Raw genomic sequence first — 26,305 nt, 5'->3', positions numbered from 1 at the left:
ATGGACATCAGATTCCGGGACGCCCGGCCCACCGAGGAGGAGCGCGCGGCCGTGGACGCCCTGCTCGGGCCGCCCGCCAGCGCCTGGGAGGGCGGCGAGCGCACCGAGGCCGACCTGCGCTCCGCCGCCCGCGCCGAGCCCCGGCGGGACCTGCTGCTGCCCGCGCTGCACGCGGTCAACGACCGGGTGGGCTGGATCAGCGAGGGCGCGCTCGACTACGTCTGCCGGCGGCTCACCGTGCCGCCGGCCGAGGCGTACGGGGTGGCCACGTTCTACTCGCTGTTCTCGCTGGAGCCGCGCCCGCCGCGGGTGCTGCACGTGTGCACCGACCTGGCCTGCCAGGCCCGGGGCGCCCAGCGGGTACGCGACCAGGTCGAGGAGCGCCTGGGCCCGCCCGGCACGACCTGGCGGGAGAGCCCCTGCCTGGGCCTGTGCGAGCGGGCGCCGGCCGCGCTCGCCCTGGAGGCGGGCCACCCGCCGCGGGCCGAGGTGTACGCCCCCGCCGACCCCGACGCGATGGCGCGCGTCCCCGCCGACGCGATGCCCGGCGCGCCACGTCCCGACGCCGTGCCCGGCGCGCCGCGCCCCGGCGCCATGCCCGGCGCGCCGCGCCTCGGCGGCGGCTCCGGCCTGGACGCGGCGGGTCTCGACGCGGCGGGCCCGGACGTGCCGGGCGACGCTCCCGCCGTGGCCGCCGTGCCGCAGGCCGGGCAGGACGGCCTGATCCTGCTGCGGCGGGCCGGCCGGGCCGACCCCGCCAGCCTGGACGACTACCGCGCCACCGGCGGCTACACCGCGCTGCGCCGGGCCTTCGAGCTGGGCCCTGCCGGGGTGATCCGGGAGGTGCTGGAGTCCGGCCTGGTCGGGCGGGGCGGCGCGGCCTTCCCCACCGGCCGCAAGTGGGACGCCGCCGCCCGCCAGCCCGACCATCCCCACTACCTGGTGTGCAACGCCGACGAGAGCGAGCCGGGCACGTTCAAGGACCGGGTGCTCATGGAGAACGACCCGTACGCGCTGGTGGAGGCCATGACCGTGGCCGGGTACGCGACCGGCTGCGCCACGGGCTACCTCTACCTGCGGGGCGAGTACCCGAGGGCGGCCGCCCTGCTGCGCCACGCCATCGCCACCGCCCGCGCCCGGGGCCTGCTCGGCGCGGACGTCCTCGGCAGGGGCTTCGCCTTCGACATCGAGCTGCGCCGGGGCGCGGGGGCGTACATCTGCGGCGAGGAGACCGCGATCTTCAACTCCATCGAGGGCCACCGCGGCGAGCCGCGCAGCAAGCCGCCGTTCCCCGTGGAGAAGGGCCTGTTCGGCAAGCCGACCGTGGTCAACAACGTCGAGACGCTGGTCAACGTGCTGCCGATCCTGGAGCGCGGGGCGCGGGCGTACGCGGCGGCCGAGCCCAAGCTGTTCTGCGTCTCCGGCGCGGTGCGGCGGCCCGGCGTGTACGAGCTGACGTTCGGCGCGACCCTGCGCGAGCTGCTGGAGCTGGCCGGCCCGACCGGCACGACCCGGGCGGTGCTGCTCGGCGGGGCCGCCGGGGCGTTCGTCACGGACCTGGACGTCCCGCTCACCTTCGAGGGCACCAGGAACGCCGGCGCGACGCTCGGCTCCGGCGTGGTGCTCGTCCTCGACGACACGGCGGACCTGAGACGGCTGCTCCTGCGCATCGCGGAGTTCTTCCGCGACGAGTCGTGCGGCCAGTGCGTGCCCTGCCGGGTGGGCACCGTCCGCCAGGAGGAGGCCCTGCACCGGCTGTCCCGGCGGGTCTCCCGCGAGGACCTGGTGCTGCTGCGCGAGGTCGGGCGGACCATGCGCGACGCCTCGATCTGCGGCCTGGGACAGACCGCTTGGAACGCCGTCGAATCGGCCATCGACCGCCTGGGGGTGTTCGAATGATCCCGCTCCAGCCGCCCCGGCGGCTCATCGACGTCCAGATCGACGGCGAGACCGTACGCGTGCCGGAGGGCGCCACGATCCTGGACGCCTGCCGGGCGGCGGGCAAGGACGTGCCGACCCTCTGCCACGGCGACACGCTCACCCCCAAGAACGCCTGCCGGGTGTGCGTGGTGGAGGTCGAGGGCGCCCGCACCCTCGCCCCGGCCTGCTCCCGCGAGGCCGAGGCGGGCATGAAGGTCGGCACCGGCACCGAGCGCGCCCGGCACAGCCGCAAGGTCGTGCTGGAGCTGCTCGGCTCGTCCGTGGACCTGTCCACGACGCCGCGCGCCGCCGAGTGGACGGCGGAGTACGGCGCCGACCCGGCCCGCTTCGGCCAGGACGCGGCCACCGTCGAGCAGCCCGCCAAGGTGGACAACGACCTCTACGTGCGCGACTACGCCAAGTGCATCCTGTGCTACAAGTGCGTGGACGCCTGCGGCGAGCAGTGGCAGAACACCTTCGCCATCGCGGTCGCCGGGCGGGGCTTCGACGCGACGATCTCCACCGAGTTCGACGCCCCGCTGACCGACTCGGCCTGCGTCTACTGCGGCAACTGCGTCGAGGTCTGCCCGACGGGCGCGCTGTCGTTCAGGACCGAGTACGACATGCGGGCCGAGGGCACCTGGGACGAGTCGCGGCAGAGCGAGACCACGACCGTGTGCAGCTACTGCGGCGTGGGCTGCAACCTCACGCTGCACGTCCAGGACAACAGGATCGTCAAGGTGACCTCGCCGCACGACAACCCCGTCACGAAGGGCAACCTCTGCGTGAAGGGCCGCTTCGGGTACGGCTATGTGTAGCGGCACCGCCCATGTCTAGGGTCACCGTCAAGCGCCGCATCCTGAGGGTCAGGGACGCGGCCCGGCTGCGGGCGGTGGACGCGCTGGCCGCCGAGGAGCCGCTGGAGATCCGGCTCGGCGGCGTCCCGCTGACCGTGACGATGCGCACGCCGGGCGACGACTTCGACCTGGCCGCCGGGTTCCTGGTCAGCGAGGGGGCCGTGGGCTCGGCGGCGGACATCGCGACCATCCGCTACTGCGCGGGCGCGACGGCGGACGGGCGCAACACCTACAACGTGCTCGACGTCCGGCTCGCGCCCGGCGTGCCGGCGCCCGAGCCGCGCAACTTCTACACGACCTCCTCCTGCGGCGTCTGCGGCAAGGCGTCGCTGGAGGCCGTGCGTACCGTGGCCCGCTGGAGCGCCGCCGGCGACCCCGTCACGCTGCGGCCGGACACGGTGGCGGGCCTGCCCGACCGGCTGCGGGCGGCCCAGCGGGTCTTCGACAGGACCGGTGGCCTGCACGCCGCCGGGCTGTTCACCGCCGGCGGGGAGCCCTTGTGCGTGCGGGAGGACGTGGGGCGGCACAACGCGGTGGACAAGCTGCTCGGCTGGGCGCTGCGCGAGGGACGGCTGCCGCTGCGCGGATGCGTGCTCATGGTGTCGGGGCGGGCGTCGTTCGAGCTGGTGCAGAAGGCGGTCATGGGCGGCGTGCCGGTGCTGGCCGCCGTGTCGGCGCCGTCCTCGCTGGCGGCCGAGCTGGCCGCCGAGGAGGGGCTGACCCTGATCGGGTTCCTGCGCGGCAGCTCGATGAACGTCTACACCGGCGAGCGGCGCCTGGCCGCCACCGTTGGCGTCACCCCCAGCGTCGCCGGCACTGGCTCTGCCGGCCCGCGCTCCCCGGGGTGATGAGCGGGATGCCGCGCGGCGCCGCTCTCCGCCCCCGGGGCGCCCCCGGCATCCCCTGCTCGTCCGCGGGCCGCCGGCCACGGGTCTGTTCACCACGGGGAGGATTTTGACAACCGTTTTCATTTTGGCGCATACTGACTCACATGATGTCAGGATTTTCCCGGCTGGGTGCGTTCGGTTTGCTGACCGCCGCCACCCTGCTCGGCGTCACAGCCTGCGGTTCCGGTCCGGCCGGGGCGGGCGAAGCCGCCGACGGCAAGCCCGAGGTGGTCGCCGCGTTCTACCCGCTGCAGTGGCTGACCGAGCAGGTCGGAGGGTCCGACGTCCAGGTGACCGGCCTGACCGCCCCCGGCGTCGAGCCGCACGATCTGGAGCTGGGCATCCAGCAGGTCGGCGACCTGCGCGAGGCGGCGCTCACCGTCTACGTCAAGGGCGTCCAGCCGGCCGTGGACGACGCCGTCGACCAGGAGAAGAGCTTCGACGCCGCCACCGCCGTCACCACCCTCCCGGCCGGCGAGCACGAGGAGGAGGAAGGCGACGGGCACGGCCACGAGGAGGTCGGCTACGACCCCCACCTCTGGCTCGACCCGTCCCGCATGGCCACCGTCGCCACCAGACTGGGCGAGCGCCTGGCCGCCACCGACCCCGCGCACGCCCAGGCTTACCAGGACCGCGCCGCCCGGACGGCCGCCTCCCTGACCGCGCTCGACCAGGAGTTCACCAAGGGCCTGGCCACCTGCAGGTCCAGGACGCTGGTCACCGCGCACGAGGCGTTCGGTTACCTGGCCGACCGCTACAAGCTCAAGCAGGTCGGCATCACCCTCGACCCCGAGACCGAGCCGTCGCCCGCCCGCCTGTCGGAGGTGGCCAAGCTCGCCAAGGCCGAGGGCGTGACCACGATCTTCACCGAGGCCCTGGTCAGCCCGAAGGTGGCCGAGGTGCTGGCGAACGAGGTCGGCGCCAGGACGGCCGTGCTCGACCCGCTGGAAAGCAAGCCCTCGGGCGACTACGCCTCCGCCATGCGCGATAACCTCAGAACACTTCAAACAGCACTGGGGTGTACGTGATGAGCGAGACGGCCTTCGCGATGACCGGCGGCCGGGTCGCCTACGACGGCAGGCCGGTCCTGCGCGGGATCGACCTGACCGTCCGTCCCGGGGAGGTCGTGGCCCTCCTGGGGGCCAACGGCTCGGGCAAGTCCACGCTGGTGCGCGCCCTGCTCGGGCTCACGCCGCTGTCCGGCGGCAGCACCCTCATCTACGGCCGCCCGCCGGCGCGCTTCAGCGACTGGTGGCGCATCGGCTACGTGCCGCAGCGCCTCCAGGTCGGCGGCGGCGTGCCCGCCACCGTGCGGGAGGTCGTGGCCTCCGGCCGCATCGCCCGCCAGCGCCGCCTGCGCCGCACCAGCCCGGCCGACCGGGCCGCCGTGGCCGCGGCGCTGGAGGCCGTCCGGCTGACCGGCCGCGCGGGCGATCCGGTCCAGTCGCTGTCGGGCGGCCAGCAGCAGCGGGTGCTCATCGCCCGCGCGCTGGCCGGGGAGCCGGACACGTACGTGATGGACGAGCCCACCGCCGGCGTGGACGCCGACACCCAGCGGCTGCTCGCCGACACCCTCGCCGAGCTGGTGCTCGGCGGCAAGACGGTGGTGCTGGTCGCGCACGAGCTGGGCCCGCTGGAGCCGGTCGTCACGCGCGGCGTCGTCATCAGGGACGGCCTGGTCGCGCACGACGGCCGCCCGCCGCGCCCCGAGGGCGACTGCGCGCGGCCCGGGCACGAGCACCAGCATCCGCACGCCGCCGAGCCGGTGGCCGGGCCGCTCACCGGCTGGCAGGGAGAACCACTGTGATCGTCGAACTGCTCCAGGAGCAGCTCTTCCAGCTCGCGCTCGTCGCCGCGCTGCTGGTCGGGCTGTGCGCGCCCGCCGTCGGCACGTTCATCGTGCAGCGCCGCCTGTCGCTGCTCGGCGACGGCATCGGGCACGTGGCGCTGACCGGCGTGGCGCTGGGCTTCCTCACCGGCACGACGCCGGTGCTGACCGCCGTGATCGTGTCCGTCGCCGGCGCCGTGGCCATCGAGCTGGTCAGGGCGCGCGGGCGCACCAGCGGCGACGTGGCGCTGGCGCTGCTGTTCTACGGGGGCATCGCGGGCGGCGTCCTGCTCATGGCCGTCTCGCCGGGCGGCAGCAACGCCAAGCTCAACTCCTACCTGTTCGGCGCCATCGCCAGCGTCACGCCGGCCGACATCTGGGTCATCGCCGCGCTGGCCGTGGCCGTGATCGGCGTGGTGCTGGTCTTCGGCAGGGAGCTGTTCGTGCTCTGCCAGGACGAGGAGATGGCCCGCGCCAGCGGCCTGCCGGTGCGCTTCCTCAGCCTGCTCATCGCGGTCACGGCCGCGCTGACCGTCGTCATCGCCATGCGGGTGGTCGGGCTGCTGCTGGTCAGCGCGCTGATGGTGATCCCGGTGGCCACCAGCCAGCAGCTCACGCGCGGCTTCCGGGCCACGATGGCCTCGGCGATGGTGTTCGGGGTGCTCGCCTCGGTGGGCGGGCTGCTCGCCTCGACCGTCTCCGCCAAGGTGCCGCCGGGCGCCGCGATCGTGCTCATCGCTCTCGCCGGCTTCGTCCTGGCCCTCGTGGTCGGTAGATTCGTACGGCGAGGGCGGAGCGACGAGGAGTCGAGAGTGGGTCCAACAATGCGCGTCGAGGAGGTCGTATGACGACGAGACGCGACGCCGTGCACGACATCCTCCGCAGGAGCGCGGGGTTCCGCAGCGCGCAGGACGTCTACGCGGAGATGCGCCTGCACGGCGCCAAGATCGGCCTGACCACCGTCTACCGCGCGCTGCAGGCCCTGGCCGACAACGGCCAGGTCGACGTGTTGCGCACCGACGACGGCGAGTCCGTCTACCGGGCGTGCGCCAGCGACGTCCACCACCATCACCTGGTCTGCCGCAAGTGCGGGCGCACCGTCGAGGTGGCCGGCCCGGCGGTCGAGCGCTGGGCCGAGGCCGTGGGCAGCGAGCACGGCTTCACCGAGATCACTCACACGGTCGAGGTCTTCGGCACCTGCGCGTCCTGCTCCCCGTCCGCCGCGGCCGGCGGCCGCTGACGGGGGCGGCGGGAGCCGTACAACACGCCCAGCACGACCACCGCGCAGCCGGCGAGCTGCCACGGAGAGGGCCGCTCGCCGAGCACCGCCGCCGACAGCGCCACCGTGGTCAGCGGCTGGACGAGCAGCAACAACGCGGTGAGCGCGGCCGGCTGCCGCGGCAGCGTGAACGTGATGAGCGACCACCCCAGCACCTGCGGCCCCAGCGCGAGCAGCAGCAGCCAGCCGTGCGCCGGCCAGCCCGGCACGAGGTCCACGCCGCCGAACACGGGGCCGAGCGCCGCGATCGCCACGGTGGCGACCACCGTCGCGTGCGCGAGCGGCCCGGCCGCGTGGTCCGAGCCGCCCTTCATGAGCAGCAGGAACGCCGCGTACGACACGGACGTGGCCACCCCGGCGAGCACGCCCATGACCGGATCGCTGCCGTACGCCGCGCTGCCGAACACCCCGGAGATCAGCACCACGCCGCCGAACACCACCGGCGTCGCCACCACCAGCCGCCCCGAGGGCCGCTCCCCGAACACCGCCCAGGCGGCGAACGCCACGATGAACACCTGGAGGTTGCCCAGCACCGTGGCCAGGCCCGCGCCGACGTACCCGATGGCGTGGTGCCAGAACAGCAGGTCGAGCGCGAACGCCAGGCCGGCCGCCCAGGCCAGCAGCACCGCCCGGCGCGGCATCGGGCCGAGCCTGCGCCGCTCCAGCCAGGCCAGCAGCAGCACGGGCGGGACGGCGTACGCGCAGCGGAACAGCGCCGAGGTCGCCGGCGAGACGCCCGACAGCCGCACCAGCGGCGCGGAGGTGGAGATGACCAGAGCCCCGGCGAGCGCGACGATCACGATACGGCGGTGTGCACTCACGGAGACCCCCGTACAGGCTCGCAGGAGATACAGTGCGACCACGCTAGAACCCGGTGTGGACAGGAGTCAACATGCCCTTTGGCCATGACATGGTGCATTCTCTGGCCACCGTTGTCGAGCTGGTCAACACCTCCCCTTCGACGGGAGGCGAGGAGGGACTGGCCGGTCTGGCCGAGCTCCAGGCGTTCGTGGAGTCCCGCGAGGTCAGCGGCGTGGGCAAGCTCACGGCCCGCGACCTGAGCCAGGTCCGCATGGTCCGGGAGGCCTTCTACCGCGTCTTCACCGCCCCCGACCAGGCGACGGCCGTCCGCACCCTGAACGCCCTGCTCGCCGAGACCCGCATCACCCCGCGCCTGACCGAGCACGACGGCCACCCCCTGCACGTCCACTACTTCGCCGCCGACGCCTCGCTGGCCGAGCACGTGGCCGCCGACTGCGGGGTGGCGCTGGCGCACCTGCTGGTGGAGGGCGAGGGCGAGCGCCTGCGCACCTGCGCGGCCCCCGACTGCGAGCACGTCTTCGTGGACGAGTCCCGCAACCGGTCGCGCGTCTACTGCGACAGCCGCACCTGCGGCAACCGCATGCACGTGGCCGCGTACCGCGCCCGCCGCCGGGCCTGACCCCGCCCGCCGCCGATGGCCCATGAGGAAGGGGTCGAGGTCGTCGTCGCCCATCACGAGCGCGCCACCCTGCGCGTCGGCGACGTGTTCCTGAAGATCGACGCCGATCAGGCCCGTACCGACGCCGAGGTCGAGGCGATGGGCATGGCGCCCGTCCCGACCCCGCGGGTCCTGTGGCGCAGGCCGCCCGTGCTCGCGCTCGCCGCCCTCCCCGGCAGGGCGCTCGGCCGCCTCGGCGAGCCGTCACCGGCGTCGCCGGCGGCGTGGGCCGCGGCGGGCGCCGCCGCGCGGACGCTGCACGACGCGCCGCCGCCGCCGTGGCCCGGCCGGAGCCCCGACGCGGCCGTCCCGCTGCTCGACGGCGAGTGCCGGTGGCTCGTCGCGAACGACGTCCTCCCCGCCGACGTGGTCACGCGCAACCGCGGGGTCGCCGAGGCCGCGCTCCGGCCGTGGACCCCGGTGTTCGCGCACGGCGACCTGCAGGTCACCCACGTGTTCGTCGCCGGCGACGAGGTCACCGGCGTGCTCGACTGGTCCGAGGCGGGCCGGGGCGACGCCCTGTTCGACCTCGCCACCCTGACGCTCGGCCACGAGGAGCACCTGGACGACGTCGTCGCCGGCTACGGGGCCGACGTCGATCTCGACGTGATCCGCGCGTGGTGGTCGTTGCGCAGCCTGCTGGCGGTCCGCTGGCTGGTCGAGCACGGCTTCGACCCGTGGCCCGAGCTCGACGTCCTGAGATCCCGCCGGTGAGCCGAGAGCGCACCCCCATGACCACGGCCCCGCGGGTCGTCGTCCTCGACGATCCCCTCTGGTGATCCCGGGTGGAGGAACGTTCGCCGGGGTGCGGTAGGGTGGCGGCACTCTGATCGGGAGCTCCCCAGAAGTGCGCCGCAGAAACGGGAGTCCCTGCCTCCGGCGTGACGGAGGTCCCTGAGGGGCGGCATCGGTTCCGCATGCCCTTCTCAGGAGGTCTCACGAATGAACATCGGTCTCGGCCTGCCCATCAGCGATCCGGTGGCCCTGCTCGACTGGGCCCGCCGCGCCGACGCCGGGCCCTTCTCCACGCTCGGTCTGCTCGACCGGCTCGTCTACGGCAACCCCGAGCCGCTGGTCGCGCTGGCCGCCGTCGCCGGCGCCACCACGCGGGTGCGGGTGCAGACGGAGGTGCTGCTCGCGCCGCTGCGCGAGCCCGTGCTGCTGGCCAAGCAGGCCGCCACGCTGGACCGCATGTCCGGGGGGCGGTTCGTGCTCGGGCTCGGGGTCGGCGGGCGCGCCGACGACCATCAGGTCGCCGGGGTCGAGCTGCGTACGCGCGGGCGGCGGCTCGACGAGCAGATGGCGATCATGCGGCGGGTGTGGTCCGGCGAGCCCTACGGGGACGGCGCCGGGCCCATCGGGCCGCTGCCCGCCCGCGACGGCGGGCCCGAGGTGCTGTTCGGCGGCTTCCAGCCGGCCGCGCTGGCCCGGGTGGCGCGCTGGGGCGACGGGTTCCTGGCCGCCGCTCCCCCGTCCTGGGCCGGCGGGCTCATCGACACCGTGCGCCGCTTCTGGCGGCAGGCCGGCCGCGACGGCGCCCCGCGGATCGTCGCGCAGGTCAACGTCGCCCTCGGCGGCGACGACGTGGTGGCCGACGCGCGGGCGGCGATGGGCGCCTATTACGCGTTCACCGGGCGGGCCGAGCAGATGGTCGCCCAGTTGCTGACCACGCCGGACGCCATCCGGGGCGCCATCGCCCGCTTCGCGGATCTGGGAGCGGACGAGGTCATGCTCTACTGCTACGGGCGGGACCCCGGCCAGGTGGACCGCCTCGCCGACGTCGTCCACCCGTAGGCGCCGGGTCCCGGCGGGCGAGAGCGCGGAGGCGTACGACCGGTCCGCCCGCCGGTACCCCGGGTGACGTACGGCGGGCTCCGACCGGCAGCGGATGTGCGGGCCGGGCCGGCGCGTGAAGGTGGGGAAGGTGAGCCCGCGGCGACAGGACGCGGCGGGCCTGCCCGGACCCGGCCCTTCCCGGCACGGCCGGCCCTTACCGACGCGGCACGGAGGAGAGAGACATGCGCAGAGAAGACCCGCGTGGCGGTCACCAGGACGGCGGGCGTTCGGCGTTGGGCGTGCTGGTGCGGCGGTGGCGGGAGCGGGCGCTGCTCACGCAGGAGGAGCTGGCCGAGCGGTCAGGGCTGAACGTACGGACCGTCCGCCGGCTGGAACGCGACTCGGCGGCGCGGCCCCGCAGCGTGTCGGTGCGGCTGCTGGGCGAGGCGCTGGGCCTGGACGAGGCGGAACGCGCCCTGCTGGCCACCGCCGCCCGCACCGCCCCCTCCTCCCCCGACGGCCACCACCACCGTCCCTTCCACGACCTCCCCCGCTCCCCCACCCCGTCCCCCTCGGCCGTCCCGCCGTCATCCGGCACCTCACCTCCCGGAGAAGCCTCGCCTCCCCCCAGCGCCCCCGCCTCCCCGGACGGCCCGGCCCCGGACGGCCCGGCCTCGGGCGGCAGCCAGGTTCCGCCCGGCAGCCCGGTTCCGGCCTGTGGTCCGGTTCCGGCCTCAGGTGGTCCGGCCTGGTCTTCCGATGACGGTGGCGGGGTGCCGGAGTGGGTGGCGGTGGTGCGCCGGCGGAGGATCGCCTTCTTCGCCTGCCGGGACGCCACGACGCCCGGCCCGTTCCCCTGCCGGTCGGCAGGCGTTCCCTGCTGCGGAGAGGCGGAGGAGATCGCCTGACAGCGGCCCGCGCCGGAACGGCGGCCCGGCCGTCGCGGCGGGCGGGTGTCGGGTGGGGCCCGGCCGGTCAGACCTGGTTGGGGATGGCTCCGCCGTAGCGGCGGTCGCGTTTGGCGTACGTCTCGCACGCCTCCCACAGGTCGCGCCGGTCGAAGTCGGGCCAGAGCCGGTCGAGGAAGACCATCTCGGCGTAGGCCGACTGCCACAGCAGGAAGTTGGAGAAGCGCTGCTCCCCGGACGAGCGCAGGAACAGGTCGACCGCGGGGATCTCCGGCTCGTCGAGGTAGCGGGCGAAGACCTTCTCGTCGACCTTGCCGGGCTTGACCCGGCCGGCCGCGATGTCCTCGGCCAGCTTGAGCGCCGCCTCGACGATCTCGGCCTGCCCGCCGTAGTTGACGCAGAACTGCAACGTCAGCTTGCGGTTATGGACCGTCATCTCCTCGGCCGCCTGCAGCTCGGAGATCACGCTCTTCCACAGCCGCCCCGGCCGGCCCGCCCAGCGGACGCGCACGCCCATCGCGTTGAGCTCGTCGCGCCGCCGCCTGATGACGTCGCGGTTGAAGCCCATGAGGAAGCGCACCTCGTCGGGCGAGCGCTTCCAGTTCTCGGTGGAGAAGGCGTAGGCGCTGAGGTAGGGGATGCCCAGCTCCAGCGCCCCTTCGATGACGTCGAACAGCGAGGACTCGCCCGCCTTGTGCCCCTCGGTGCGCGGCAGGCCGCGTGCCTTGGCCCAGCGGCCGTTTCCGTCCATGACGATGGCCACGTGCCGGGGCACCAGCTCTCGCGGGATCGGCGGCGGCGTCGCCCCGGACGGGTGCGGAGACGGAGGTCGGACGTTCAAGCTGGCTCCCTTTCGACGTGTCGGAGAGAGCGTATTCCGTGTTCGAGGTGCCATTGCAGATATGCGGCGACCAGGCCGCTGCATTCGTTGCGGTGTCGCGGGTCGGAGGCGTCGGCCGTGGCCCAGTCGCCGCGCAGCAGCGCGGTCATGAGCCCGATCGTCTCCCCCGCGGGGACGGCCGCCCCGGGCGGGCGGCACGCCGCGCACACCACGCCGCCGGCGACGATGGCGAAGGCCCGGATCGCGGGGGCCTGGCACTTGGCGCACGCCTCCAGCGCGGGCGCGTAGCCGGCCACGGCCAGCGAGCGCAGGAAGTAGGCGTCGAGCACCAGCCGGGGCTCGTGCGCGCGGTCGGCGAGGGTGCGCAGCCCGCCCACGAGCAGCAGGAACTGCCGCAGGGCCGGCTCCTTCTCGCCGTGCGTCAGCCGGTCGGCGGTCTCCAGCATGGCGGTGCCGGCGGTGTAGCGCGGGTAGTCGGCGGCGAGGGTCTCGCCGTAGGGCCTGAGGGTCTCGGCCTGCGTGACGACGTCGAGCGTGCGGCCGGTGTGCAGCTGCAGGTCGACGTGGGTGAACGGCTCCAGCCTGGCGCCGAAGCGCGAGGTGGTCCTGCGCACTCCTTTGGCCACGGCGCGGATCTTGCCGGTGCGTTTGGCCAGGACGGTGACGATGCGGTCGGCCTCGCCGAGCTTCTGCGTACGCAGAACCACGCCTTCGTCACGGTAGAGACTCACTCGCACATCTTACGGCCGCTCTGTATACCGTGGCGTCCGGCGTTACGGGCATGCTCGGATGACGCGACTTTGCGTCACTCTCACTAGACTTTGACGCCTGTCCCCGCATTACCCGTTGTTCAACCCCCCGCTACCGCCTCGAAAGGGAGTCATGACCCGCGTGGTCCTGCTGGGCGCCTCGCCCGGCCCCGACACCTCTCCGACCGGCCTGAGGCTGGCCGCGCTACCTGGCGATCCCACCGTGGCCGAGCGGCTGCGCAGCCAGCTCGCTTCCTATGATCCCCGGCCCGCCGCCATCCCCTCCGGTGACGTGGCCGCCGCCCTGCGCGCGCTGGCCGACGTCGCGGAGTCGGCGACGGAGAGCCTGCTCCTCATCCCCGAGAACTCTGTCGTCCACGACGAGCTGATCTACCAGATCACCAAGACCAAGCGCGGCGCGCTGGCACTCGTCGCCAAGGAGCCGAGACAGGGCCTCACGGGCGAGGAGCCCCAGGAGGACAACGCCGAGACCGAGCAGGAGGCCGAGGCCGTCCCCATCGACGAGGCGGAGCCGGAGATCGGCCTCAACCGCGTGGAGGGGCTGCCGGTCCGGGCCCGCATCGGCAAGTCGCGGGTGGTCTCGGTGGGCACCGCGACCCACGCCGTGACCCGGCCCAACGCGGTGATGCTCGGCCCGCTGTACGTCAGCGCCCGCAACGCGCCGGTGCTGGCGCAGACCTGCCGCGACCTGGCGGCCATCGCCCACACCTTCGGCCCCGACGACGACCTGGTGCAGCTCGTCGTGTTCGGCCTGGTGCGCAACGGCGTGTCGGTCGGCGTCCGCGGCCGCCGCGACCTCTTCTACCGCCGGGTCACCACCCAGGAGGAGGTCAACGAGGCCGGCCCCGAGATGGCCGCCATGGACGAGGACCGCGCCCGGCTCAACAACGCGGTCAAGGGCGCCGACGGCTTCTTCACCACGTACTTCGTCTCCACCTACTCCCGCTTCATCGCCCGCTGGGCGGCCCGGCGGGGGCTGACGCCCAACCAGGTCACGCTGATCTCGATCGCGCTGGGCGTGGCCGCGGCCGCCTGCTTCGCCACCGGCGACCGGCCGTTCATGGTGCTGGGCGGGGTGCTCATCTACTTCGCGTTCGTCTTCGACTGCGTCGACGGGCAGGTCGCCCGGTACGCCCGCAAGTTCGGCGTGCTCGGGGCCTGGCTGGACGCCACGTTCGACCGGTTCAAGGAGTACGTGGTCTTCGCCGGGCTGGCCCTCGGCTACGTGATCGCGGGCAAGGGCGAGGACATCTGGATCCTCGCGCTGGCCGCGCTGGGCCTGCAGTCCGTACGCCACCTGCTCGACTTCTCCTTCGGCGCCGCCAACCGCCGCAAGCCGCCCGCCAAGCTGCCCACCCTGGCGCTGGACGCCCCCGACGACCGCGAGCTGCGGGCCGCGCTGTCGCGCCGTCGTGAGGAGCGCAGCCAGGGCGGCGTGCGGCGCGTGCTCAAGATGTGGACCAAGGCCGGCAAGTTCAAGGCCGTCTACTGGGCGCGCAAGATGATCGTCTTCCCCATCGGCGAGCGGTTCGCGGCCATCGCGATCACCGCCGCCTTCTTCGACGCCCGGATCACCTTCCTGACGCTGGTGATCTGGGGCTGCGTCGCCGCCGCCTACACCCTCACCGGACGCGTCATGAGGTCGCTCGTATGATCACCCAACCGCAGGCCATGGCCACCCCCACGCCGGATCCCGACGAGGAGCGCCGGCGCATCCAGACCGCCCGCCTGCTCGCCTACCGCGACGACGGCCCGCTCGCCCAGGCGCTGGCGCCCCGGCTGGGCCGGGGGCTGCCGCCCGTGCCCGCCACGCTCGTCGCGCTGCTCGCCGTGGCCGCCGTCACGGCCGCCGGGCTGCTGAAGCCCGGCCCGATCCTGCTCGTGCCCGTGGCGATCGCCCTGGTGCTCGTCCTGCCGACGGCGGCGCGCGACCATCTGGGCCGGTTCGACTGGCTGACGCCGCCGCTGCTGCGCGGCACCGAGTTCCTGGCCACGATCGTGATCGGCCTGGCCGCCGACGCGCCCAAGTGGCTGCTGTTCGTGCTGGTGTACGTGGTGGGCTACCACACCTACGACACCGTCTACCGTACGCGGCAGAGCATCTGGCCGCCCGCCTGGGTGTTCCGGGCGGGCCTCGGCTGGGAGCTGCGGCTGATCATCATCGGCGTGGGCGCGGCGTTCGGCGTGGTGACGCCCGTGCTGGCGGTGCTGACGGCCTACCTGTTCGTGTTGTTCGCGGTGGAGAGCGTGACGAGCTGGGTGCGGCTGGACAAGGCCTCCGCGCAGGCCACCGCCGACGCCGAGCAGGACCTGGAGGCGTCCCCGGAGGACGCGCTGGAGCAGGCCACCGGCGAGGCGGAGAAGGGCTGATCCCCCCGCTGTCCGGACGGCGCCGCACCACGGGTGCGGCGCCGTCCGTTTTGTTGGGGTTTATTGGGAGCCGTTGAACGATGTCCCCCGCCACATCGGGAAAGCGCCGTCTAGTCTGGGAGCAGGGCACATCCGGGCCGGCTCCGGTCCGGCCGGAGCCAGGAGACGCGGATGGCGTTCTTGTCGCGGCTGTTCAAGCGGGACTCGCGGCTGCTCGCCGGGGACGCGCGGGCGGTCATGCCGGACGGCCCGCGGGCCGAGCGCGAGGAGGCCCGGCGGCGGGGCATGCGGGACGCGCGCCTGCACCCCCTCGGCGAGTTCACCGACCCGGAGTTCCAGCCCGCGTACGTGACGGAGGTCCGCGCGCGGGCCCGCGAGCAGGTCACCGGCATCGACCGGCGGCTGGCCGCCACCCGGACGTCGCTGCTTGAGCGGGTGGTGGAGGCACGCGAGCAGATCCTGCGCGAGCTGAGCCGCGGCGGCACGCGGCCGGAGCCGCCCGCGCCCGGCGGGCACCGCCCGGCGGACGGGTTCATCTCGATCGAGGAGGCGCGGGCGCGGCGGGCCGAGGCCAGGCGGCGGGCGCTGGTCGAAGAGGCCGACGCCGGCGCGCAGCGGGCCAGGGCCCGCATCGAGCAGCTCCGGCAGGAGTGGGAGAGCGCGCTGATCGAGCGCGAGCACGAGGTCGAGGCCGTCTACGCCAGGGCCGAGCAGCTCATCGCGGCCTACAAGGGGGGCGTGCTGGAGGCGCACCCGCGCAAGGAGGAGATCCCGTCCCTGTGGAAGGGCGAGGTCGTCGCGATGGAGGCCACCGGCGGGACGGCGCTCGGGATGTCGGGGCGCGAGGAGATCGGGCGCATCCTGCGCGAGGCCGAGGAGCGCATCGAGGTGTGGCGGGCCGAGGTCATGCCGCGCGAGCTGCCCGCCGAACGCGCCCGTCCCGAGCTGTCCACCGGCACCCCGCACGGACTCAACGGCCACCAGGGCGCCAACGGCCGCACCGGGCAGGACCGCGACCAGGAGGACGCGTGACCCCGCGATCACGACCGCCAGGACGGCCCACGGCCGGGCGCGACGCCGGGGCGGCCGGACGCGGCGCCGGGACGGCCGGACGCGGCGCCGGGACGGCCGGACGCGACGCCGGGACGGCCGGACGCGACGCCGGGACGGCCGGACGCGACGCCGGGACGGCCGGACGCGACGCCGGGACGGCCGGGCGCGGTGCCACGGCAGCCGGACGCGGCGCCGGTGCGGTGGGATTGGTGCTCCTGCTGGTCGGCGGTGCCGCCGTCACGCTGGCCGGCTGCGGCACGGAGGCGCGCTCGATCTGCGGCGTGGTCGTCGACTCGACCAGCTACGCCGACCCCGCCACCTCCCGCGCCGACGTCACCTCCAAGCTGCCCGCCTTCGCCGGGAGCTGCGACTGGATGGCCTTCGCCGCCGTCACCGGCGGCTCGGAGAGCAGCACCTGCCGCCAGGACCCCCTCCCCATCGCCGCCACCAGGGCCGAGAACCCCAACGGGAACCCGGTCGTCGAGGAGCGCGTCCGGGCGCACCGCGTCCAGGAGGCGCTGCCGCGGGCGATGAAGCTGTTCGACTGCCCGACGGAAGGCGAGGGCTCGGACGTGCTGGGCGCCCTGCGGTACGTGGTCAAGCAGCTCGCCGCCCAGCGCCGCCCGGACCGGCCGCACGAGATCGCCGTCTTCAGCGACTTGATCAACAATCGCGGCGAGCTGGACGTCAACAAGCTGGACCTGAGCGAGGCCGCCCGCGAGCGGAAGATCGAGGAGCTGCGCGCCGGCCGGCTCCTGCCCGACCTGACCGGTTACGCGGTGACCGTCCACGGCTTCCTGCGCGCGAAGAGGTCGAGTCCGGACCGGTTCCCGCTGCTGGAGTCGTTCTGGCGGGAGGCGTTCGAGGCGGCGGGCGCGCCACGGTGGACCTGCTCTAGGGAGAGCGCTCACAACGTGCTTGACGCCGAGTGAGGGCGTGTGCTCAGATGCTGTGAGAGCGCTCTCTGACGTCCCCCGCACCCCCCACAGGAGAGACGCCATGCCGACCACAACACGCGGGCCCCGGCGCCGCCTGGCGCCCCTGGCCACGGTGGTGACCGCGCTCGTCGCGCTCACCGGCCTCCTGGTCAACGCCGCCGTCAGCGCCTCGGCCGCCGTCCCGCCCACCCCGTCGGGCTGGTCGCTCGTCTGGTCCGACGACTTCGACGGCTCCGCCGGCACCCTCCCGTCCTCCGGCAACTGGATCGTCGACACCGGCCACGCCTACCCCGGCGGCCCGGCCAACTGGGGCACCGGCGAGATCCAGAACTACACCTCCAGCACCTCCAACCTCAGCCTCGACGGCTCGGGCAACCTGCGCATCACCCCGCTGCGCAGCGCCTCGGGCGAGTGGACCTCGGCCCGCATCGAGACCCGCCGCGCCGACTTCAAGCCCGCCGACGGCCGCGTCCTGCGCATCGAGGCCCGCATCCAGATGCCCAACGTCACCGGCGACGCCGCGCTCGGCTACTGGCCGGCCTTCTGGGCGCTCGGCGCGCCCTACCGGGGCAACTACTGGAACTGGCCGGGCATCGGCGAGTTCGACATCATGGAGAACGTCAACGGCATCAACTCCGTCTGGGGCGTCCTGCACTGCGGCGTCAACCCGGGCGGGCCGTGCAACGAGACCACCGGCCTCGGCGCCAGCCGCGCCTGCCCCGGCTCCACCTGCCAGTCGGCCTTCCACACCTACCGCTTCGAGTGGGACCGCGCCGCCAGCCCCAACCAGCTGCGCTGGTACGTGGACGGCCAGCAGTTCCACAGCGTGAGCCAGTCCCAGTTCGACGCCACGACCTGGAGCAACATGACCGGCCACGCCGGTTACTTCCTGCTGCTGAACGTGGCGATGGGCGGCGCGTTCCCGAACGCCCTGGGCGGCTCCACCCCGACCGCCGCGACCGTCCCCGGCCGTCCCATGGTCGTGGACTACGTGGCGGTGTGGCAGAGCGGCAGCGGCGGCACCCCGAACCCGACCACCACCCCGACCTCGCCCGGCGGCGTGGACGCCCGCTCCACCATCCAGGCCGAGCGCTACCAGGCCCAGTCGGGGACCATCACCGAGACCACCACCGACACCGGCGGCGGCCAGAACGTCGGCGCGATCGCGAACGGCGACTGGCTGCGCTACGACGGGGTGAGCTTCGGCTCGCAGGCGGCCACCCAGTTCAGGGCGCGGGTGGCGTCGGGGGCGGCGGCCGGCGTCAGCGGCCTGGTGCAGGTCCGCCTCGACAGCCCCACGGCCACGCCCATCGGTGACTTCGCGATCGCGAACACCGGCGGCTGGCAGAGCTGGCGCACGGTCCCGGCCAACGTCTCCGGGGTGACCGGCACGCACACGGTCTACCTGACCTTCAGCAGCGGCCAGCCGGCCGACTTCGTCAACGTCAACTGGTTCACCTTCGCCACCTCCTGAGCGGCGGTGGCGGTCCCGGAGGTCAGGAGCGGGCCGTGCGGCGGTGGTGCACGATGCGCTCGGCCCAGCTCGCGGCCTCCGGGTCCTTCAGCCCCTCGACCACGCCGCCGAGGTAGGCCGTGGCCAGGCTGTCGAAGCCGCCGTCGAGCCGGCGCAGCCGCCCGGCCCGGCGCCGCTCGGCGGCCTGGAGGTACTGGGCGATGCTCTCGGCGTAGCCGGTGTCGCGCTGGTAGGCGGCCTGGGCGGCGGCGAACGCCCGGGCCTCGGCGTCGCGCTTGGCGCGCAGCTCCCGCAGCCGCTGGTCGTTGGGGTTGTGCATCCTGCGCCCGAGGTCGGCGGCGATGAGGGCGGTGGCGACGAGCAGGGCCAGCAGCAGGACCATCGTGGGGAGCTGGCCGACGCCCTGCGAGGTGGGGCCGATGTCCTGGCCGTCCACGATCAGGGGCTTGACGAGGGCGTCGCGGCGCAGCACGGCGACGGCGACGATGAGCCCGAGCCAGACGACGGCCACGCCGGCCAGCAGCCGGCGCCCCCGGGCCGGCGCGCCGTGCTCCTGCCAGGAGCGGAACGCCCGCCCGTACATGTGGGGCGCCACCAGCATGATGAGCGCGGCGCCCGCGGCCAGCAGGGCGGTCATCGCCACGCTGTCGCCCCAGCTCAGGATGACCTGGTAGAGGATCGGCACCTCGACGATCACCAGCAGGGACAGCAGCAGCGCGGCGGGCAGCCAGCGGCGCACGACCGGCCAGCGGCTGCCGGAGACGGCGATGGAGCTGGGCCGCCCGTCGCCGGGGCGGCGGCTGGGCTGCTCCAGCTCGGCGACCCGGCTCTGGCTGTCGTCCAGGGCCTTCCGTGCCGCCCCGAAGGCGCGCTGCGACTCGGCCAGCCGGATCTTCTGGGCCTCGAACTCGGCCCTGGCCACCTGCAGCTCCTGCTCGGTCCGCTCGTCCAGCTCGGCCAGCGCCTCCAGCCGCTCGTCCTCCAGCTCGTGGAAGCGCGGCACGCTGCCGGTCTGCAGGGTGAGGGTGTCGATCTGGCCGCCGCCGGCGTGGGCGCGGCCGAGGTCGCGCTCTTCGCGGCGGCGCTGGGCCCAGTCGGGCGGGCGGTAGAGGTCGCCGTCGTACGCGACGACGGGGGTGACCCGCGTGACCTCGCCCGGCTCGAAGGGATCGTCCTGCTTGCGGTGCTTGAAGCGCATCTGGCCTCCCAGCGGGTCCCTGCCTCCGATGCTAGGCGGGCACCGCGGCGGCCGGCGGCGAGGTAAGCCAAATGCATCAGCCGTACGACTCAGGACGACTCGCGCACCACCAGCCGGGTCGGCAGCACCACGGACTCGGTGTGGCGGCCCTCCAGCCGCGACAGCAGCAGCCGGGCCAGCGCCAGCGCCTGGTCGGCGATCGGCACCCGGACGGTGGTGAGCCCCGGCACGACGGCCGAGGCGGCGTCCACGTCGTCGAAGCCCACGATCGCCAGGTCCTCGGGCACCCGCCGCCCGGCCTGCCGAGCCGCCTGCAACGCGCCGAGGGCGAGCTGGTCGGTGGCGGCGAAGACGGCGTCGAGGGCGGGCTCGTCGCCGAGGAGCTGCCGGGTGGCGGCCGCGCCCGAGGAGCGGGTCAGCTCGGCGGTGGCCAGCAGCGGCTGCCGGCCGGCCCGGCGCAGCGCGGTACGGTGGCCGGCCAGGCGGTCCTGCATGGCGACCAGGTCCAGGGGGCCGCAGACCATGCCGACGCGGCGGCGCCCGCGGGCCAGCAGGTGCTCGGTGGCGGCCTGGGCGCCGCCGGCGTTGTCGACGTCCACGTACGGCATCAGCGAGGCGATCGCGGGCTTGCCCAGCAGCACCACCGGCACCCCGGTGCGGGCCAGCCGCTCGGCGAGGGTGTCGCCGCGATCGGGCGGCAGCAGCACGACGCCGTCCACCAGCCGGGCCTCGACGTGCTGGACGATGCGCCGGTGGCTCTCGGCGGTGTCGGCCAGCATGAGCGTGAGCTGCTTGCCGGCGCCCTCCAGGACGCTGGTGACGTACTGGACGACGGCGGCGGTGAGCTGGTCGCCGCCCTGGCGCGGCACGGACAGGACCAGCGCGACCGCGTTCGTGCTGCGGGTGACGAGGCTGCGGGCGGCGGCGTTGGGGACGTACCCCAGCTCCTTGACCGCCCGCAGCACCGTCTCGCGGACCTCGGGCCGCACCGACGCCTCGCCGTTGACGACGCGGGAGACGGTGGCGCGGGAGACGCGGGCGCGGGCGGCGACGGTCTCCAGGGTGGGCCGCCTGGGCCGGGACTCCGGCAGGCCGTTGCGCCTGATGACGTCGCGGTACCACAGCGCGCTGTCCTTGAGCCGGCGCCGCTGGGTGGCGAAGTCGACGTGCACGAGGCCGAACTTGCGCTGGTAGCCGTCGGACCATTCGAGGTTGTCCAGCAGCGTCCAGACGAAGTAGCCGCGCACCGGCACGCCCTCCTGGACGGCCGCGCGCACGGCCCGCAGGTGCTCCTCGATGAAGCTGACGCGCTCCACGTCGTGGATGCCGTCGCCGGTGACGACGTCCACGAAGTCGGCGCCGTTCTCGGTGACCATCAGGTCGGTGCCGGGGAACTCGGCGGCCAGGCGGCGCAGCATCAGCGACAGGCAGCCGGGCACGATGGGCCAGCCCATGGCGGTGACCGCCGTGGGGACGGTGCAGAACAGCACGCCCTCGCTGCCGGGGAAGGCGGGGTCGGCGGGCTCGCTGGGCTGCGCCTGCACCACGAGCGGGGTGTAGTAGTTGACGCCGAGCACGTCCATCGGCTGGGCGATGGTCTCCAGGTCGCCGTCGTGGACGTGGCCGAGGCCGGCGGTGCGCTCGATGATGGGCAGCAGCTCGGCGGGGTAGGCACCGCGCAGCATCGGGTCCAGGAACTGCCGGTTGGCCAGGGCGTCGATCCTGGCCACGGCCTCGGCGTCCTCCTCCGACAGCGCCCGGCCGGGGTCGCCGACCTGGCCGGGGGTCAGCACGGGCGACAGGTTGAGCACGCCGCCGACCTTCCTCGCGCCGGCCGCGCGCAGGGCCTGGGCGCCGAGACCGTGGGCGAGCAGCAGGTGGTGGGCGGCGCGGAAGGCGTCGGCGGGCGAGGTGCGGCCGGGGGCGTGGATGCCGGAGCCGTAGCCGAGGAAGGCCGCCACCCACGGCTCGTTCAGGGTGAACCAGGTGTCCACGCGGTCGCCGAGCCGCCGGTGGACGGCCGTGGCGTAGTCGGCGAAGCGGCGGGCGGTGTCGCGGGCGGGCCAGCCGCCGGCGTCCTCCAGCGCCTGCGGCAGGTCCCAGTGGTAGAGGGTGGCGTACGGGGTGACGCCCGCCTCCAGCAGCGCGTCGACCAGCCGGTCGTAGAAGTCGAGCCCGGCCTTGTTGGGCTCACCCGAGCCGCCGGGGAGGATCCGCGGCCAGCTCACGGAGAAGCGGTAGGCCGCCATCCCGAGGTCCTTCATCAGGCGCACGTCGTCGCGGTAGCGGTGGTAGTGGTCGCACGCCTCCGCCCGGTCGGCGGAGAAGGTGTCCCAGATCGACGGGCCGCGCCCGTCCGCCGCGGTGGCTCCCTCGATCTGGAAGGCCGAGGTGGACACTCCCCAGACGAATCCCTCGGGGAAGGCTGCGGTGCTCATTGCGGCGGAAACCCTTCTTCAACGGTCGGAAGCGAACAGTCTCCCGCGCCCGGTGCGTCGCGCGCCAGCCTGGCCAGGCGGTATACAAGGCCCGTGGAACTGGACCGGCTCGATCGTGACATCATCGCGGCGCTCGTCGAAGACGCCCGGGCGACCTACGCGGAGATCGGCCACGAGGTGGGGCTGAGCGCGTCGGCGGTGAAGCGGCGGGTGGACCGGCTGCGCGCGAGCGGGGCGATCACCGGGTTCAGCGCCAGGGTGGCGCCGCAGGCGCTCGGCTGGACCACCGAGGCGTACGTGGAGCTGTTCTGCCAGGGCAAGACCAAGCCGTCGGACATCGCGCTGGCCGTCGCCAAGTTCCCGGAGGTGGTGGGGGCGGCCACGATCACCGGCGAGGCGGACGCGCTGCTGCACATCAGGGCCACCGACGTGCGGCACGTGGAGCGGGTGATCGAGCGCATCGCGGCCGAGTCGTTCGTGGTGCGGACCAAGAGCTCGATCGTGTTGTCGCGCCTGGTGGACGCCCCGCCGGGGATCGTACGCAACGAAACGCGGCTCACCGGCTGAAACACGCAACGATCCCGCGCCAGGACGCAATGTCAAGCGCTTGGCCTGCGTAAACGCCGTTCCTAGGCTGTCCTCCGTCCCCCCTGAGCCCGCGTATCGCGACGGAGACCCGCATGCCCAAACACTTCCTGATGTGCCGCCCTGAGTACTTCACGGTCGAGTACGCCATCAACCCGTGGATGCACCCCGAGGCCGGCGCGGACCGCGACGTCGCGATCCGGCAGTGGGAGGGTCTGAAGGCCGTCTACGAGGAGCTCGGCCACCGGGTGGACCTCATCGACCCGATCGACGGGCTGCCCGACATGGTGTTCGCCGCCAACGGCGCGCTGGTCGCCGGCGGCCGCGTCTACGGCGCCCGCTTCGCCTTCCCGCAGCGCGGCCCGGAGGGCCCGGCCTACCTGCGCTGGTTCGCCGAGCGCGGCTACCCGGTGCTGGAGCCGGCGCACGTCAACGAGGGCGAGGGCGACTTCCTCACGCTGGACGAGGTGGTGCTGGCCGGCACCGGCTTCCGTACCGACGTGGTGGCCCACCGGGAGGCGCAGGAGTTCCTGGGCCGCCCGGTCGTCTCGCTGACCCTGGTGGACCCGCGCTTCTACCACCTCGACACGGCGCTGTTCCCGCTCGACGGCCGCAACGTCGCCTACTACCCGGAGGCGTTCTCGCCGGGCAGCCGCGAGGTGCTGCGCCGGATGTTCCCCGACGCCGTGCTCGCCACCGCCGAGGACGCCGAGGTGCTGGGCCTGAACGCGGTCAGCGACGGCACCCACGTGGTGATCAACTCCGAGGCGTCCGGGCTGCAGCTGGAGCTCAAGCGGCGCGGGTACGAAGTGATCCCGGTCGAGCTGTCGGAGTTGCGCAAGGCGGGTGGCGGCCCCAAGTGCTGCACACTGGAGATCAGGGGGGACAACTGACATGACCAGCAGCGCAGAGCTGATCGAGCTGAGCGAGCGCCGCAGCGCGCACAACTACCACCCGCTGCCCGTGGTGATCCACGAGGCCGACGGGGCCTGGGTCACCGACGTGGACGGCAAGCGGTACCTGGACTGCCTGTCCGGCTACTCCTCGCTCAACTTCGGCCACCGCAACGAGAAGATCATCCAAGCCGCCCAGGACCAGCTCCAGCGGCTGACCCTGACCAGCCGCGCCTTCTACCACGACCAGTTCGCGCGGTTCTGCACCGGGCTGGGCGACCTGACGGGCAAGGACCTCGTCCTGCCCATGAACACCGGCGCCGAGGCCGTGGAGACCGCCATCAAGGTGGCCCGCAAGTGGGGCTACGACGTCAAGGGCGTCGAGCCCGACCAGGCCAACATCATCGTCATGGAGAACAACTTCCACGGCCGCACCACCACGATCGTCAGCTTCTCCACCGACCCCGACGCGCACGACGGCTTCGGGCCGTACACCCCGGGCTTCCGGATCGTGCCCTACGGGTCGGCCGAGGCGATCAGGCGGGCCGCGGACGCCAACACCGTCGCCGTGCTGGTCGAGCCCATCCAGGGCGAGGCCGGGGTGCTGGTGCCGCCGGACGGCTACCTGAGCGACGTGCGCGACCTGTGCACGGCCGAGGGCATCCTCATGATCGCCGACGAGATCCAGTCGGGGCTGGGGCGCACCGGGCAGACCTTCGCCTGCGACCACGAGGGCGTCGTGCCCGACATCTACGTCCTGGGCAAGGCGCTGGGCGGCGGGGTGGTGCCGGTCTCGGCCATCGCGGCCGACCGCGACGTGCTCGGCGTCATCCACCCCGGGCAGCACGGCTCCACCTTCGGCGGCAACCCGCTGGCCTGCGCCGTGGCCAACGCCGTCATCGAGATCCTGGGCACCGGCGAGTTCCAGGCCCGCGCCGCCAAGCTCGGCGAGGTGCTGCACACCCGGCTGCGGGAGCTGCTCGGCAAGGGCGTCGTCGAGGTACGCGGGCGCGGGCTGTGGGCCGGCGTGGACCTCGACCCCGACCTCGCCACCGGGCGGGAGGTGTCGAAGGCGCTGATGAAGCGGGGCGTGCTGGCCAAGGACACGCACGGCTCCACGATCAGGCTGGCCCCGCCCATCGTGGTGAGCGAGGACGACCTGGTCTGGGCGGTCGACCAGCTCGCCGACGCCGTCTACGAGTTCCGCGGCGAGGTGTAGAGAGCCTCAGCGCAAGCGCACCTGTCCGATTCAGCGCAAGCGCACCGTGTCCATCTGGCGCAGGTCGCCGCCCCGGGACTCGTACCAGGCCACCTCGTCGGGCAGGGTGATCGTGGCGATGGCGTTCTGGAAGAACGGGCCCTTGGTGACCCGCCAGCGGAACGGCGGCCTCGGGATGCCCGCCAGCCGGGCCAGCAGGCCGCCCACCAGGGTCGCGATCGAGAACTGGGTGACCACGTTGGCCCAGCGCAGCAGCCTGCTGAGCGGGTTGCGGATGGGAGAGCAGACGATCTGGTGGATCTGGCCCTTGCTGGTCCTGGCGAGGTAGGAGTAGTGGACGTCGCCGGACAGGATCATGACCGGCTTGCCGACCCTGACCAGCAGCCGGGCCAGGTCCTCGAACGAGCGCCGGAACGCCGCCCAGTGCTCCAGGTCGATGGCCTGCCGGAAGCTCTCCGACCAGCGCCGCACCACGGGCCCCCACTTGCCGTCGCACAGGGCCTCGTTCCAGTTCTGCACGCCGTGGACGCCCTCGGGCAGCAGGAACGGGATCGACGAGCCGATGACCAGGCGCTCGGCGGGGGCGGCGACCTGCTCCTCCAGCCAGGCCCACTCGTCCGGGTCGAGCATGCGCCGGTCGCCGGGGGTGAGCTGGCGGGCGCAGCGGGTGTCGACCATGATGAGCCGGGCGCGGCCGAGGTCGCGGCTGTAGCTCCAGCGGTTGCTGCTCGGCTCGGCGTCGGCCTTCTCGGCGAAGGCGTCGAGCTCGGCCGCGCCGTCGCGGCCGCGGAGGTCGAGCAGCGTGCGCATGAGCGGGTCGGCGGCGCGCTCGGCGGGCGAGAGGTTGCCGATGTGCTGGTAGATCCAGTACGCCCCGAGCCCGGCGATCACCCGCCGCCGCCACCAGGTGGTGCGGGCCATCTGCTCGCGCCAGGGCTGGGAGGTGTTCCAGTCGTCGCGCAGGTCGTGGTCGTCGAAGATCATCGCGGTCGGGACCGTGGACAGCAGCCACTGGATGTCGGGTTCGGTCCAGGCCTGGCGGTAGAGCTCGGCGTACTCCTCGAAGTCGGCGATCTCGTCCTGCGGCTCGGTGCTGCGCCGGGCGCGGATGAAGGCCAGCATGTCCTGCGAGGGGCTGTCGGCGTAGACCTGGTCGCCGATGAGCAGCAGCAGGTCCGGCCACTCCTCGTCGGGCGCCTCGTACAGGCGGCGGCCGTAGGAGCGCAGGACGTCCTCGCCGTGGGTGCGCACGGTCGCGGCGTCGTGCGGCACGCTGGTGCGGCACGAGCCGAACGCCAGGCGGCGGGCGCCGTCGGCGGGCAGCAGCCGGATGCGGCTCGGCGGCCGGCCCGCCGGCGGCCACACCTGCTCCCCGTCGAGCGCGACGGAGTACGAGGCGATATCCTGGGAGAGCTCGACGAGATCCACGATCGCGTAGTGGTGTCCGTGCACGGTGAAGGTAGGCGACCGGTAAGTCCTGCCGTCCGCCTCGATGGCGACCGTGCAGGGTTCGGCGGTCTCCACCCAGATCGAGGCGCTATCTGAATCGACGTGTCGCAGCATCGGCCCCACCACGAGTGCGGGCATCCGA

The 26,305-nt window shown here is 73.8% G+C and carries 25 protein-coding genes; 19 read left to right on the top strand and 6 right to left on the bottom strand.

Features of this window, described 5'->3' with window-relative positions; all coding sequences use genetic code 11:
- The 7 genes from AB0H75_RS06785 (at position 1) to AB0H75_RS06755 (ending at position 6,732) form a co-directional block, all read left to right on the top strand.
- Positions 1 to 1,899: an NAD(P)H-dependent oxidoreductase subunit E gene (locus AB0H75_RS06785; protein ID WP_367791543.1), complete on the top strand. Its 1,899-nt coding sequence runs from the start codon at positions 1 to 3 to the stop codon at positions 1,897 to 1,899.
- Positions 1,896 to 2,738: a 2Fe-2S iron-sulfur cluster-binding protein gene (locus AB0H75_RS06780; protein ID WP_367791540.1), complete on the top strand. Its 843-nt coding sequence runs from the start codon at positions 1,896 to 1,898 to the stop codon at positions 2,736 to 2,738. Before AB0H75_RS06785 ends, AB0H75_RS06780 begins: the two co-directional genes overlap by 4 nt.
- A gap of 11 nt (positions 2,739 to 2,749) precedes the next feature.
- Positions 2,750 to 3,625, top strand: coding sequence for a formate dehydrogenase accessory sulfurtransferase FdhD (gene fdhD, locus AB0H75_RS06775; RefSeq protein WP_367791537.1), 876 nt, complete (start codon positions 2,750 to 2,752; stop codon positions 3,623 to 3,625).
- A gap of 143 nt (positions 3,626 to 3,768) precedes the next feature.
- The gene (locus AB0H75_RS06770) at positions 3,769 to 4,692 is read left to right on the top strand and encodes a metal ABC transporter substrate-binding protein (RefSeq protein WP_367791534.1); all 924 of its coding nucleotides are present in this window, start codon (positions 3,769 to 3,771) and stop codon (positions 4,690 to 4,692) included.
- Complete coding sequence (locus AB0H75_RS06765; protein WP_367791532.1) at positions 4,692 to 5,471, top strand: metal ABC transporter ATP-binding protein; 780 nt, start codon at positions 4,692 to 4,694, stop codon at positions 5,469 to 5,471. Before AB0H75_RS06770 ends, AB0H75_RS06765 begins: the two co-directional genes overlap by 1 nt.
- Positions 5,471 to 6,340, top strand: coding sequence for a metal ABC transporter permease (locus AB0H75_RS06760; protein WP_367792375.1), 870 nt, complete (start codon positions 5,471 to 5,473; stop codon positions 6,338 to 6,340). The genes AB0H75_RS06765 and AB0H75_RS06760 overlap by 1 nt, the downstream gene beginning before the upstream one ends.
- Positions 6,337 to 6,732 (top strand): Fur family transcriptional regulator, encoded by a 396-nt coding sequence (locus tag AB0H75_RS06755; RefSeq protein ID WP_367791529.1) that lies wholly within the window; start codon positions 6,337 to 6,339, stop codon positions 6,730 to 6,732. Before AB0H75_RS06760 ends, AB0H75_RS06755 begins: the two co-directional genes overlap by 4 nt.
- Here the strand turns inward: AB0H75_RS06755 and AB0H75_RS06750 are convergent.
- The gene (locus AB0H75_RS06750; protein ID WP_367791527.1) at positions 6,666 to 7,592 is read right to left on the bottom strand and encodes a DMT family transporter; all 927 of its coding nucleotides are present in this window, start codon (positions 7,590 to 7,592) and stop codon (positions 6,666 to 6,668) included. The two genes, AB0H75_RS06755 and AB0H75_RS06750, sit on opposite strands and share 67 nt — an antisense overlap.
- Before the next feature lie 71 nt (positions 7,593 to 7,663).
- Here AB0H75_RS06750 and AB0H75_RS06745 point away from each other — a divergent pair, with 71 nt between their 5' ends.
- From AB0H75_RS06745 to AB0H75_RS06730, 4 genes are all read left to right on the top strand, one after another.
- Positions 7,664 to 8,212, top strand: a complete 549-nt coding sequence (locus AB0H75_RS06745) for a CGNR zinc finger domain-containing protein (protein ID WP_367791525.1) — start codon at positions 7,664 to 7,666, stop codon at positions 8,210 to 8,212.
- Positions 8,213 to 8,227: 15 nt separating this feature from the next.
- A complete protein-coding gene (locus AB0H75_RS06740) occupies positions 8,228 to 8,965 on the top strand; it encodes a phosphotransferase (RefSeq protein WP_367791522.1) in 738 nt (245 codons plus the stop codon).
- A gap of 228 nt (positions 8,966 to 9,193) precedes the next feature.
- Positions 9,194 to 10,045 carry an LLM class flavin-dependent oxidoreductase gene (locus tag AB0H75_RS06735; RefSeq protein WP_367791519.1) on the top strand — a complete coding sequence of 284 codons (852 nt, stop codon included), beginning with the start codon at positions 9,194 to 9,196 and terminating at the stop codon, positions 10,043 to 10,045.
- A gap of 224 nt (positions 10,046 to 10,269) precedes the next feature.
- The gene (locus AB0H75_RS06730; RefSeq protein ID WP_367791516.1) at positions 10,270 to 10,935 is read left to right on the top strand and encodes a multiprotein-bridging factor 1 family protein; all 666 of its coding nucleotides are present in this window, start codon (positions 10,270 to 10,272) and stop codon (positions 10,933 to 10,935) included.
- A gap of 67 nt (positions 10,936 to 11,002) precedes the next feature.
- Here AB0H75_RS06730 and AB0H75_RS06725 read toward each other — a convergent pair whose 3' ends face one another.
- The gene (locus AB0H75_RS06725; RefSeq protein ID WP_367791513.1) at positions 11,003 to 11,830 is read right to left on the bottom strand and encodes an isoprenyl transferase; all 828 of its coding nucleotides are present in this window, start codon (positions 11,828 to 11,830) and stop codon (positions 11,003 to 11,005) included.
- Positions 11,773 to 12,507, bottom strand: a complete 735-nt coding sequence (recO, locus tag AB0H75_RS06720) for a DNA repair protein RecO (protein WP_367791510.1) — start codon at positions 12,505 to 12,507, stop codon at positions 11,773 to 11,775. Before recO ends, AB0H75_RS06725 begins: the two co-directional genes overlap by 58 nt.
- Positions 12,508 to 12,658: 151 nt before the next feature.
- Here recO and AB0H75_RS06715 point away from each other — a divergent pair, with 151 nt between their 5' ends.
- From AB0H75_RS06715 to AB0H75_RS06695, 5 genes are all read left to right on the top strand, one after another.
- A complete protein-coding gene (locus AB0H75_RS06715) occupies positions 12,659 to 14,200 on the top strand; it encodes a CDP-alcohol phosphatidyltransferase family protein (RefSeq protein WP_367791507.1) in 1,542 nt (513 codons plus the stop codon).
- A complete protein-coding gene (locus AB0H75_RS06710) occupies positions 14,197 to 14,916 on the top strand; it encodes a DUF5941 domain-containing protein (protein WP_367791504.1) in 720 nt (239 codons plus the stop codon). Before AB0H75_RS06715 ends, AB0H75_RS06710 begins: the two co-directional genes overlap by 4 nt.
- A gap of 171 nt (positions 14,917 to 15,087) precedes the next feature.
- Positions 15,088 to 15,948: a hypothetical protein gene (locus AB0H75_RS06705; RefSeq protein ID WP_367791501.1), complete on the top strand. Its 861-nt coding sequence runs from the start codon at positions 15,088 to 15,090 to the stop codon at positions 15,946 to 15,948.
- A complete protein-coding gene (locus AB0H75_RS06700; protein ID WP_367791498.1) occupies positions 15,945 to 16,901 on the top strand; it encodes a hypothetical protein in 957 nt (318 codons plus the stop codon). Before AB0H75_RS06705 ends, AB0H75_RS06700 begins: the two co-directional genes overlap by 4 nt.
- Before the next feature lie 67 nt (positions 16,902 to 16,968).
- Positions 16,969 to 18,381, top strand: coding sequence for a glycoside hydrolase family 16 protein (locus tag AB0H75_RS06695; protein WP_367791495.1), 1,413 nt, complete (start codon positions 16,969 to 16,971; stop codon positions 18,379 to 18,381).
- Positions 18,382 to 18,403: 22 nt separating this feature from the next.
- Here AB0H75_RS06695 and AB0H75_RS06690 read toward each other — a convergent pair whose 3' ends face one another.
- Positions 18,404 to 19,579, bottom strand: a complete 1,176-nt coding sequence (locus tag AB0H75_RS06690) for a hypothetical protein (protein WP_367791492.1) — start codon at positions 19,577 to 19,579, stop codon at positions 18,404 to 18,406.
- An 89-nt stretch (positions 19,580 to 19,668) separates the two neighbouring features.
- On the bottom strand, positions 19,669 to 22,017 hold the full coding sequence (locus tag AB0H75_RS06685; protein WP_367791489.1) for a GH1 family beta-glucosidase: 2,349 nt from the start codon (positions 22,015 to 22,017) through the stop codon (positions 19,669 to 19,671).
- Between the two features lie 93 nt (positions 22,018 to 22,110).
- Here AB0H75_RS06685 and AB0H75_RS06680 point away from each other — a divergent pair, with 93 nt between their 5' ends.
- From AB0H75_RS06680 to rocD, 3 genes are all read left to right on the top strand, one after another.
- Positions 22,111 to 22,584 (top strand): Lrp/AsnC family transcriptional regulator, encoded by a 474-nt coding sequence (locus tag AB0H75_RS06680; protein ID WP_367791486.1) that lies wholly within the window; start codon positions 22,111 to 22,113, stop codon positions 22,582 to 22,584.
- Between the two features lie 113 nt (positions 22,585 to 22,697).
- Entirely contained in the window at positions 22,698 to 23,495 is a 798-nt protein-coding gene (gene ddaH / locus AB0H75_RS06675; protein ID WP_367791483.1) for a dimethylargininase, read from the top strand.
- A gap of 1 nt (position 23,496) precedes the next feature.
- Positions 23,497 to 24,714: an ornithine--oxo-acid transaminase gene (gene rocD, locus AB0H75_RS06670; protein ID WP_367791480.1), complete on the top strand. Its 1,218-nt coding sequence runs from the start codon at positions 23,497 to 23,499 to the stop codon at positions 24,712 to 24,714.
- A 30-nt stretch (positions 24,715 to 24,744) separates the two neighbouring features.
- Here rocD and AB0H75_RS06665 read toward each other — a convergent pair whose 3' ends face one another.
- Entirely contained in the window at positions 24,745 to 26,301 is a 1,557-nt protein-coding gene (locus AB0H75_RS06665) for an alkaline phosphatase D family protein (RefSeq protein ID WP_367791477.1), read from the bottom strand.
- Positions 26,302 to 26,305: the final 4 nt, after the last annotated feature.

This window comes from Nonomuraea sp. NPDC050783 (assembly GCF_040802095.1).
Classification (GTDB): Bacteria; Actinomycetota; Actinomycetes; order Streptosporangiales; family Streptosporangiaceae; genus Nonomuraea.
The sequence above is the reverse complement of the archived record's forward strand: the minus strand, read 5'-3'. Positions and strand labels throughout refer to the sequence as shown.

Coding starts and splice junctions, on each gene's coding strand:
- AB0H75_RS06730 (WP_367791516.1), top strand. CDS start 10,270: ATGCGCAGAGAAGACCCGCGTGGCGGTCACCAGGACGGCGGGCGTTCG.
- AB0H75_RS06735 (WP_367791519.1), top strand. CDS start 9,194: ATGAACATCGGTCTCGGCCTGCCCATCAGCGATCCGGTGGCCCTGCTC.
- AB0H75_RS06755 (WP_367791529.1), top strand. CDS start 6,337: ATGACGACGAGACGCGACGCCGTGCACGACATCCTCCGCAGGAGCGCG.
- AB0H75_RS06725 (WP_367791513.1), bottom strand. CDS start 11,830: ATGGCACCTCGAACACGGAATACGCTCTCTCCGACACGTCGAAAGGGA.
- ddaH (WP_367791483.1), top strand. CDS start 22,698: ATGCCCAAACACTTCCTGATGTGCCGCCCTGAGTACTTCACGGTCGAG.
- AB0H75_RS06745 (WP_367791525.1), top strand. CDS start 7,664: ATGCCCTTTGGCCATGACATGGTGCATTCTCTGGCCACCGTTGTCGAG.
- AB0H75_RS06710 (WP_367791504.1), top strand. CDS start 14,197: ATGATCACCCAACCGCAGGCCATGGCCACCCCCACGCCGGATCCCGAC.
- rocD (WP_367791480.1), top strand. CDS start 23,497: ATGACCAGCAGCGCAGAGCTGATCGAGCTGAGCGAGCGCCGCAGCGCG.
- AB0H75_RS06785 (WP_367791543.1), top strand. CDS start 1: ATGGACATCAGATTCCGGGACGCCCGGCCCACCGAGGAGGAGCGCGCG.
- AB0H75_RS06695 (WP_367791495.1), top strand. CDS start 16,969: ATGCCGACCACAACACGCGGGCCCCGGCGCCGCCTGGCGCCCCTGGCC.
- AB0H75_RS06690 (WP_367791492.1), bottom strand. CDS start 19,579: ATGCGCTTCAAGCACCGCAAGCAGGACGATCCCTTCGAGCCGGGCGAG.
- AB0H75_RS06665 (WP_367791477.1), bottom strand. CDS start 26,301: ATGCCCGCACTCGTGGTGGGGCCGATGCTGCGACACGTCGATTCAGAT.
- AB0H75_RS06770 (WP_367791534.1), top strand. CDS start 3,769: ATGATGTCAGGATTTTCCCGGCTGGGTGCGTTCGGTTTGCTGACCGCC.
- AB0H75_RS06705 (WP_367791501.1), top strand. CDS start 15,088: ATGGCGTTCTTGTCGCGGCTGTTCAAGCGGGACTCGCGGCTGCTCGCC.
- AB0H75_RS06780 (WP_367791540.1), top strand. CDS start 1,896: ATGATCCCGCTCCAGCCGCCCCGGCGGCTCATCGACGTCCAGATCGAC.
- AB0H75_RS06740 (WP_367791522.1), top strand. CDS start 8,228: ATGGCCCATGAGGAAGGGGTCGAGGTCGTCGTCGCCCATCACGAGCGC.
- AB0H75_RS06765 (WP_367791532.1), top strand. CDS start 4,692: ATGAGCGAGACGGCCTTCGCGATGACCGGCGGCCGGGTCGCCTACGAC.
- AB0H75_RS06685 (WP_367791489.1), bottom strand. CDS start 22,017: ATGAGCACCGCAGCCTTCCCCGAGGGATTCGTCTGGGGAGTGTCCACC.
- fdhD (WP_367791537.1), top strand. CDS start 2,750: ATGTCTAGGGTCACCGTCAAGCGCCGCATCCTGAGGGTCAGGGACGCG.
- AB0H75_RS06715 (WP_367791507.1), top strand. CDS start 12,659: ATGACCCGCGTGGTCCTGCTGGGCGCCTCGCCCGGCCCCGACACCTCT.